At 53.4% G+C, this 8,483-nt stretch carries 9 protein-coding genes and 1 pseudogene; 5 read left to right on the top strand and 5 right to left on the bottom strand.

Features of this window, described 5'->3' with window-relative positions; all coding sequences use genetic code 11:
* The first annotated feature begins 618 nt into the window (after window positions 1-618).
* The gene (locus JUK32_RS03095) at window positions 619-1,365 is read left to right on the top strand and encodes an LEVG family PEP-CTERM protein (RefSeq protein ID WP_255538025.1); all 747 of its coding nucleotides are present in this window, start codon (window positions 619-621) and stop codon (window positions 1,363-1,365) included.
* 171 nt (window positions 1,366-1,536) lie between these two features.
* On the opposite strand, the gene JUK32_RS03100 is transcribed toward JUK32_RS03095, so the two are convergent.
* Complete coding sequence (locus tag JUK32_RS03100; protein ID WP_204137391.1) at window positions 1,537-2,622, bottom strand: low specificity L-threonine aldolase; 1,086 nt, start codon at window positions 2,620-2,622, stop codon at window positions 1,537-1,539.
* A gap of 230 nt (window positions 2,623-2,852) precedes the next feature.
* Window positions 2,853-3,284 (bottom strand): hypothetical protein, encoded by a 432-nt coding sequence (locus tag JUK32_RS03105; RefSeq protein WP_204137392.1) that lies wholly within the window; start codon window positions 3,282-3,284, stop codon window positions 2,853-2,855.
* 340 nt (window positions 3,285-3,624) lie between these two features.
* Between JUK32_RS03105 and JUK32_RS03110 the strand changes: the two genes are divergently transcribed.
* Genes JUK32_RS03110 through JUK32_RS03120 form a run of 3 tightly spaced genes read left to right on the top strand, consistent with a single transcriptional unit; the run spans window position 3,625 to window position 6,338 of the window.
* The gene (locus JUK32_RS03110; protein ID WP_204137393.1) at window positions 3,625-4,221 is read left to right on the top strand and encodes a DUF4129 domain-containing protein; all 597 of its coding nucleotides are present in this window, start codon (window positions 3,625-3,627) and stop codon (window positions 4,219-4,221) included.
* Complete coding sequence (locus JUK32_RS03115; protein WP_204137394.1) at window positions 4,218-5,345, top strand: DUF4350 domain-containing protein; 1,128 nt, start codon at window positions 4,218-4,220, stop codon at window positions 5,343-5,345. The genes JUK32_RS03110 and JUK32_RS03115 overlap by 4 nt, the downstream gene beginning before the upstream one ends.
* Before the next feature lie 42 nt (window positions 5,346-5,387).
* Window positions 5,388-6,338, top strand: a complete 951-nt coding sequence (locus tag JUK32_RS03120) for a MoxR family ATPase (RefSeq protein ID WP_204137395.1) — start codon at window positions 5,388-5,390, stop codon at window positions 6,336-6,338.
* A gap of 150 nt (window positions 6,339-6,488) precedes the next feature.
* On the opposite strand, the gene JUK32_RS03125 is transcribed toward JUK32_RS03120, so the two are convergent.
* On the bottom strand, window positions 6,489-7,403 hold the full coding sequence (locus tag JUK32_RS03125; protein ID WP_204137396.1) for a hypothetical protein: 915 nt from the start codon (window positions 7,401-7,403) through the stop codon (window positions 6,489-6,491).
* Between the two features lie 151 nt (window positions 7,404-7,554).
* Entirely contained in the window at window positions 7,555-7,959 is a 405-nt protein-coding gene (locus JUK32_RS03130) for a sugar nucleotide-binding protein (RefSeq protein WP_204137397.1), read from the bottom strand.
* Between the two features lie 26 nt (window positions 7,960-7,985).
* On the opposite strand from JUK32_RS03130, the gene JUK32_RS03135 reads away from it, so the two are divergent.
* Window positions 7,986-8,210 (top strand): hypothetical protein, encoded by a 225-nt coding sequence (locus JUK32_RS03135; protein WP_204137398.1) that lies wholly within the window; start codon window positions 7,986-7,988, stop codon window positions 8,208-8,210.
* Between the two features lie 96 nt (window positions 8,211-8,306).
* Here JUK32_RS03135 and JUK32_RS03140 read toward each other — a convergent pair.
* Window positions 8,307-8,483, bottom strand: a pseudogene (locus JUK32_RS03140) (photosystem II q(b) protein); the annotation flags it as partial.

The following is an 8,483-nucleotide window of genomic DNA, read 5'->3' on the forward strand; positions in this document are numbered from 1 at the left end:
CTCACAGATGGCTCCCCTTCTCAATCTGAGAATCTAGCTACATCAATACTCTCAGGACTTTTCTGCACCACTAAGGCAAGCATTGAGCCATCATTCCAGTTCCTAGCAGCATGTTTGCAGATACTGGGATACTCACCTTTTGTCTAAAGACCGCTTTAAGGGCTGCTTTGAAATATCTGCTTTAGCAAAATAAAAGTAATCTAAATGTCCGGGTACTCAGCATTTCTATCTAGGTGAGAACTCAGAGAAAGTTCACTTTCTACAGCATTGAAGTGTCTTGGTTGAGCCCATTTCTATCCTAAAAATATCTGCATTTTGCCGATCAAACACTCGTAAGCCTTAATTAGATTGCGATGTAGGAATTTACCGACACCTTGAGGAGGACACCTCTTGAAATATTTTTATGTATTCGTGAATCTGCGGAAAAATTCGCTAATGTAATATTTTCTGTGCACATTTTTTTGATTTACCGAAAAAAGCTCCGAAGAAACTCGCATAATATTACAGATTTTTATGCTAACAAAACATCAAATCTCAATCTACGGGACGGGGGACTTTATGTTTCCTTGGATACTTACTGACTATGATTGACTTGTTGAATTGAAACAGTGAATCGTTATGGCTCTTCCACGTCAAATCTTGTGTTCTCTAGGGGCTTTCGCCGCTTCAACCGCTTGTCTGGCTGGGATGGACACAACTGCTGCCGCTAGTAACTTCGTGCCACAACAACAGGGTGAAATCAACGTTGGATTGGGCTGTTTGGATGGGGCCGTGTCTTGTCTGGAACTCGACCCGATTTTTGCCAGCATCGAATCTTTGGTTGACGACACATCAGGCACCCAAAGTCGCTTGTTCGTTGATTATTTCGGAGCGGGTGACAATGTTGTGACTTACGGCAGCGGTAACGACAGAGTTCAGTTTAAGACGAAAGATGCCGGAACGAATTCAATGGGATATTGGCTGCGGCCATCGGAAAGATCGGTCGGCGGTGGGAATGAGGAAACCGGTCAGCTAGAGGTCGGCACCTTCCGCTTCAACTTTGCCCAGACTTTGGCCGAACTCACAATTGACTTTTTTGATACCGAGTCTTGGGACTCAACTGGGGTTGTCGCTATCAACGGTGTGGATCTTGAAAACCCTGATTACGTGGCGAAGGGCAAAGATGGCAATGTGGTTTCTCAAACCTTTTTCAACATCAGCTCTCTAGACCTTAAGCTCGGACTGGATCGAGCGAGTGGGACTGGCGATGGCGTCAACTTTCGGATGAGTGGGGTGCCTGCTCAAGATGTGCCTGAACCGGCTGCTGCTGCTGGGTTGCTGGCAATTGCTGGGCTGGGTTTTGCGCGTCGGCAACGAGGAGCATAGATATACTGGGTGACGCTGAGCCGACGATCACGAACGTTTGAGAGGCGGGGGGCTAAGATTAGTCCCCCGTTTTTGTCCGGTTATGGTCTGTAACTGGGGCATCCAATCTAGTGTGATTGGTTTGCCTGCAGCAAAACGGGGCGTGATTTTCTTCGAGCCGCCGGGGGTTGCTCAGTATTGGGTAACGGTTGGTGCCACTACGGTGCTGGAAGGGTGCGGCTGCGATCTCAGTTGCGCCATGGCTGCAGCAATGTGTTCTAGCGCGGTGTCAATGCCGGCTTGGTCGACCATCAGGTTGGTAACGGCGCGGAGAGTATGAGACGCGGTAGGTAAAACACCGACTCCTACAGCGGCGAGTTTTTCAGCCAGCGCGGTAGCAGGCAGATCAGGAGGAGTGTGAAAGTAGACAAGGTTGGTTTCTACTGCGTCGAGATTGACGCGGATGCCGTCAATGGTCTGCAATCCCTGAGCCAGACGTTGAGCATGGGCGTGATCATCTGCCAGGCGATCGCGGTGATGCTGGAGAGCATACAGCGCTCCCGCCGCAATAATGCCCGCTTGGCGCATACCGCCGCCAAACATTTTCCGAAACCGTCGCGCCCGCTGCATCAGCTCCTGAGAACCGACGAGCGCTGAGCCGACGGGGGCACCTAATCCTTTAGAAAAGCAAACGCTGACGGTGTCAAAGGGGGCGGCGTAGTCAGCTTCAGAAATTCCAATGGCTACACAAGCATTCCAAAAGCGGGCACCGTCAAGATGCAACCGCAGTTCGTTAGCCCGACAGACTTGGGCAATCGCCTGAATTTCGGCCAGGGGAAAAATGCTGCCACCGCCGCGATTATGGGTATTTTCCAGGCAAACGAGTTTGGTGCGGGGGTAGTGCTCATTCCAGGGGCGCAGGGCTGCTTGCAAATCGGCAGCGGTGAAGAGGCCGCGATCGCCCGCAATGAGTTTGCACATCACGCCAGACAGCGCCGCTGGCCCCCCCGCCTCATAAAAATAAATGTGCGCCTGGCTTTCCAGAATGATTTCGTCGCCGGGTTCGGTGTGGGTGCGGAGCGCCACTTGATTGGTCATGGTGCCCGAGGGCATATAGACGGCGGCTTCTTTGCCCAGTAGGGCCGCCACCGTTTCTTCTAATTCGTTGACAGTGGGGTCATCGCCCAATACGTCATCGCCGACGGGGGCTTCAGCGATCGCTCGACGCATGGCTGGTGTCGGCTGAGTCACGGTGTCGCTGCGTAAATCAATCATCATCAGATATCGAGTCCACGATTTGAGGGATGAGGGCGGGCGTATCGGTGTTGAAACTAACGGGCGCTATCTATCAGCATCAACTTTTCACATCAACTTTTCACATCAGCTTTTTCATTGGCGAGGGTTGGCAGATGCGACCACCGCCGCCGATCTCTGAAAGGTTGAACGCTCAGAATTATATTGTGCGGACAAATCGCTAGTTTCGTAGACGTGAGTCACAAGTTTGCCAATTAACGCTCATCGTCCACCGGGGGCAGCACCTCAACTGAGACATCCACGGCATCCCCTGAGCGATCGCCTGCGGTCACATCCACAGCATTCACTTCGACCGTCCCTTCAGGAGTAAACCGGACAAACCCTTGCGGCGTCACTTGCAGTTGGGTACGGCAATTCGGACAAACGGTTGGCGCATTCTTGAGGCCAGCCAACTGGGTCTCACAGACAGGACAGTTGCCTTCGATCAGGTTGCGCTTGAGCCACCAGCGAAAGCCCAAATACGCCAACACGGGTGTGGCCAAAATCAGCACCACGATGAAGGCAATTGATTTCACAATCCAGCCCAGACCGATCGCGCTGAGCAGCCACACCACAGCCAGCACGGTGAGCCAGCAGCCCAGCCCAGAAAAGTTGATTTGGTAATTCTTTGAACCTTGTGGATACACGCTACTGTCCTCATGCCACGGCGGGCGTCTGATCGCGACGCAATGCCCCAGGCGCAGGCCCAATTGGTGACGGGCGATCGCGCTGAAGGCTGTTTATAGCCTAGTTCACATTATTGTGGCACGAGCGGTGAGATGTCCGAACGTTACGTAGCAGAGTGAGTGGGTAGCAGGATGGTTGGGTGGAGGGTGAGTGGGTGACAGGGTAGCGGGGTGGCGGCTATCCCCAGGTCGACAGTCTGACGTTACGGTTCATTACTGTGCGGCGATGGTGGCGGGATGGGTCTCGCGATCGCTCGAATCGTTGAGTACATTGGGTAAGACGTTGTTTGGCGGGTAAATAATGGCAGAGGCGTCCTCCATCCAGCAAAGTAGTTTGCCGTGGCAGTTGCGGCAGGTTGGCAAAAATTTGTCGGAATGGATTCAATTACGGCTGGCTCAATGGGAGCCGCCAGCTCCTGATGCTCCGCCAAATTTTGAATTTCCGGTTTGGCTAGGGCAATTCCTATTTTGGCTATTGGTCATTGGCGTGATCGGTTGGTTGGCATGGCTGATCGTACAGTTGTGGGATAACTATCTTGGCCAGCGCCCCGAACGTCGAGCCCAACCCCAAGTCGACTTCATTGTCCCGCCAGAACACCATACTGTGGCGGCCTGGCTGCGTCGCGCCCAGCAGTTGGAGCGAGATGGTAACTGGCGTGGGGCTTGTCGAGCTTGGTATATGGCCGCGTTGCAACTGCTCCACGATCGCGAGTGGATTCCGCATCAACCGAGTCGCACCGATGGCGAGTATCTGCAAACTATTCAAACGTTGCCACGGGCCCGCCCGCTACAAATGCTGATTCGCACCCACGAGCGATCGCTATTTGGCGGTGAGGCCCTCGCGGCGGATAATGTCCAGCGCTGTCGCCAAGCCTATGAGGAGATGGCCCAGCGATGAACTCTGTCCCCTTGCTCAAAAATCGCTATGTGCGCTTGGCTGTAGTGGCATTGGCGTTGCTATTTATCGGCCTGGTGTTACTAGCTCCCAGCACCGGCCAGAAGACCAGCGGCTCAACCTATAACCGTGCTCCCGAGGGCTATCTAGGCTGGTATGCCTACATGGAAACCCAGGGCACCCCGGTGCAGCGCTGGCGACGCCCGGTGGCGGAATTGTTAGAGCAGCCGCAAGCGGGCGCACCGCAAACGTTAATCCGCATTTATCCCGGCATGGTGAACGCCTACCAAGCCGGGGATCGAAGCTGGCTCGATCCTTGGCTGGCGGCGGGCAATACCTTGATTGAACTAGGGCTCGATGCCGCGATTGTGGATGCGCCGTTTACGTCGCGATTGGCGAGCGATTTTGGTGAGGTGGTGATCAAAACCCGGCGGCGTACGAATCTGGCAATGAATAGCGATCGCAACCTGCTGGGCGATGCATACGGCGCTGTCATGTGGGAACGGACTGATTCTGAAAGCGGACGTTTTGTGGTGGCACTGACCCCCCACTTGGCAGCGAATGCCTACCAAGCGGAACCGGGCAACTACGCCTTTTTGGCTGATCTAGCAGCGCAGGCAGGTGGCCCCATCTGGGTCGATGAATATCTACACGGTTTTAAAGCAGCGGATGTCATCGTTGAAGAAACCGTCAACACCTGGGGTGCTTACTTGGCCCGCACGCCCGTCAAAATTGCGTTAATTCAAATTGCCATTTTGTTAGCTATCTTTTTGCTTGCCCAAAATCGGCGATTGGGTAATCTCTCGACGGTCAAGCAGGCTAAAGTGGATAACAGCCAAGCCTATATCGACGCATTGGCGGCGGTACTGCATAAGGCCGAAAGTACGCCTTTCTTAGTCGACATGCTGACCAAAGCCGAGCGATCGCGCCTGCAAGCGGCCCTCGGCTTTCACACGGCCAATATTGACGACCGCACCCTGCAAGACGCCTGGACCCAGCAAACCGGGCAATCGCCAGAAATGCTGACCCCATTGACGGCACCGCCCCCACCCACCAAAGGCGCAGACACCGCCCTCAAGCGCTGGCTCGAAACCTTGCAGCGCCTTCGCCAAACGCCCATTCGCTAGCCGTACCGATTACAATCAATTGTCTCCACTCAGGCCAACCTTATGAATGAACTCCAAGGACAAATTCGTCAAATTGGCCACACCCTGAGTCAAGTGGTGGTGGGGCAAACCGAAGTTATTGATCAACTCCTGGTTGCCCTCCTCTCGGGTGGCCACGTCATTTTAGAAGGCGTCCCTGGTACGGGCAAAACCCTCATGGTCAAAGTGTTGGCACGGCTGATTCAGGCCGACTTTTGTCGCATTCAGCTCACCCCCGACATCCTACCCTCCGACATCCTGGGCACCAACGTCTTTGACCTCAACACTCGCGACTTCACCCTCAAAAAAGGCCCCATTTTCACTCAAGTCTTACTCGCCGACGAGGTCAACCGCACCCCCCCGAAAACCCAAGCCGCGCTGCTGGAAGCGATGGAAGAGCAACAGGTCACCCTCGACGGCACCGGACATCCCCTCCCCGATCTCTTCTGGGTCATCGCCACCCAAAATTCCCTCGAATTCGAAGGCACCTATCCCCTGCCCGAGGCCCAACTAGATCGCTTTCTCTTCAAGCTACTGGTCAACTATCCCGACCCGCAAGCCGAGAAGCAGATGCTGAAAAATATCCAGGCTGGCTTTGAGGCCCGACGCATCAACATTCAAAATCTCAAAGCGATCGTCAGCGAAAAGGCCATTCTTGCAGCCCGGCAGGCCGTCAAACAAATTAAAGTCGAAGAGCAAATCTTGGACTATCTGCTTGCCCTCACCCAAAAAACGCGCCAGTCCCGCGACCTATCCCTCGGCGCTTCACCCCGTTCGTCGGTAAGTTGGTTGCAGGCCAGCAAAGCCCACGCCTGGCTGCAAGGCCAAGACTATGTCACCCCTGACAATGTAAAGGCGATCGCGCCGCCCCTCCTACGCCACCGCCTTATTCTCGGCCCCGAAGCCCAACTCGACGGCCTCACCACCGACACCGTCATTACCTCACTACTCCAACAAGTCGCTGTCCCACGCTAAACCTAGCGGCAAAAGGGGTTCTTGAGGTCATGCTCTTGAGGTCATGCTCTTGAGGTCATGCTGAGTATTGCCCAAGTTGTTTGAGGCTCTCGTTCTTGAGCCAAGGACGCGCCCTCCACCAAGGGTGAAATTGCCAACCAGGGATGCAACTTAGTCGTCAAAGAGAATATCGGTGTTGGGCATATCGCCAAAGATCTTTTGGGAATATTCCAATAACTGTCGATTTTTAAAGAGCGCCCGGTACGCTTCATCATCCTTGAAGTGCTGCCAACGTTCTAGCACCGCCATCTGATCGCCCTTGCCATCCATGGCAGAACCATCAAATGAGCTGCCACCGCCAAGACTCGCAACTTTCTTGATTCCAGTATCTGAAAATTCCAGCCCCAGTTGAGCGGCTAACTGCTGGCGATAGTCAACATCAGTGACCCATTGGTTATAGTTCACAGCGATTCTATTGTGGTTCAAATATTGAGTTTCTCCCAAAAATTCTTTGGCATATTGAATCCACAAATCGACCGCAGTAAACTTAGCCGACTTAACCGGAATCATGTTGCTCTTCAATCGACTAGCAAATAAATTGAAGGGATCTCTCAGGACCAGAATATCGAATCTTTTTGCACTCTTGCCGACATAGGCATCATGTAATTGTTCAAATAATGGATCGGCAATGCTGCCAAGTGGATGATCTTCATAGCCACAAATCAGACAGTCAATTTCTGGAAAGCGACCTTTTGCGAGTGGCTGATAGTGCTTATATGCCCAGTTGTGGTGTTCAGGGTAGTGATCAATGAGCATTTCATACTTGTAGCGATAAGGATTACATCGGACTTCGAGATTGTTCAAATGCTCGATCGCTCCTGGTTCTTGAGCTTTAATCCATTCCGCAACCGTGTGATTGCCAGTCCGGCGTAAACCAATAATGCGTAGTTCTTTCTTGTTAGCGATCGCCCGCTCTTGAAAATTGCCTGTCAGCAAACGCCAGACGTCTTCAGTAGAGTGCTGTAAAGTTCGACTGGCCTTACGGGCAAGTTTGCGAGTTATCTGAGCTGGGGGCAGCGTTGTCATTGGAGAATGTTTCTAAGTCGCTACTTCTCAATTAATCCCCGATCGGATGCCAGAAGCGACATATCTTCTATTGCAAAGACGCGGCCCCCAGCTACCGCGATATCCACTCGGCAAAGGACTGGTAGCGGTGACCCATCGCAGCCGAATTTTGCTATTGGCTGGCTGCTTGGGCGATCGCGGTTAACGCAACTTGTGGTGGCTGGGGAGCATAGCCCAGGGCAAACGCTTTTTGACTATTGAGGGAAACGTCTGGGGAGCGAGGGGTAGACAAAGGGACTGACGACTGTAACGCTGGCTGAAGCATGGTGTTGGAGAGACCAAAACTCTCGGCAATTAAGCACCCTAGCTCATAGCGATTGATGAGATGCGGTCCGCCCAAATGCCAGATCCCAGATCCCCCTCGGTCGAGGAGCAAGTGCAAGCCTTGGATGACATCAAATACCGAGGCGGGAGTGCGAACCTCATCGGTAAATAGGGTCTGGGGCGTATTGGTCGCGATCGCCGCGATCGTACCCTGCACAAAACAGTGGGCGGTGGGCGTCGGTGGCCCTATCAACTGTTCATCTGCAGGAATATCAGCCTTTGCCCGCTTTACCCTCCACGGCATCGCCGGAGGAACGGGCTGCCCATGAGATGAAAGAGGTTTATCGGCAGTGTGTGTTTAAGCTGCGCTGGCCCAAACAACAGCGCGACGCCTATATTGCTGAACACTTTACGGGTAAACGCTTTCATCAACTCACTTTAGAAGAGCAGCAGCAACTCGTATATCGGCTGCGCATTCTATCGATGCTAGATGCTGACCATTAGGACTGTTGGCGTCCCCGACGCTTCTACACGCAAAAAGGCGCTCCTCCGAAGAGAAGCGCCTTAAGTTCTAACTCAAACTAGCTGAGCAGGTGAAGCCTAACCGATGATTTCGGGAGCCGTCGCTGCCGCCAAGTCGAGGGGGAAGTTGTGAGCATTCCGCTCGTGCATCACTTCCATACCCAGGTTGGCCCGGTTGATCACATCCGCCCAGGTGCCAATCACGCGACCCTGAGAGTCGAGGACGGACTGGTTGAAGTTGAAACCGTTCAGGTT

It is taken from the genome of Halomicronema sp. CCY15110, from assembly GCF_016888165.1.
Classification (GTDB): Bacteria; Cyanobacteriota; Cyanobacteriia; order Phormidesmidales; family Phormidesmidaceae; genus Halomicronema.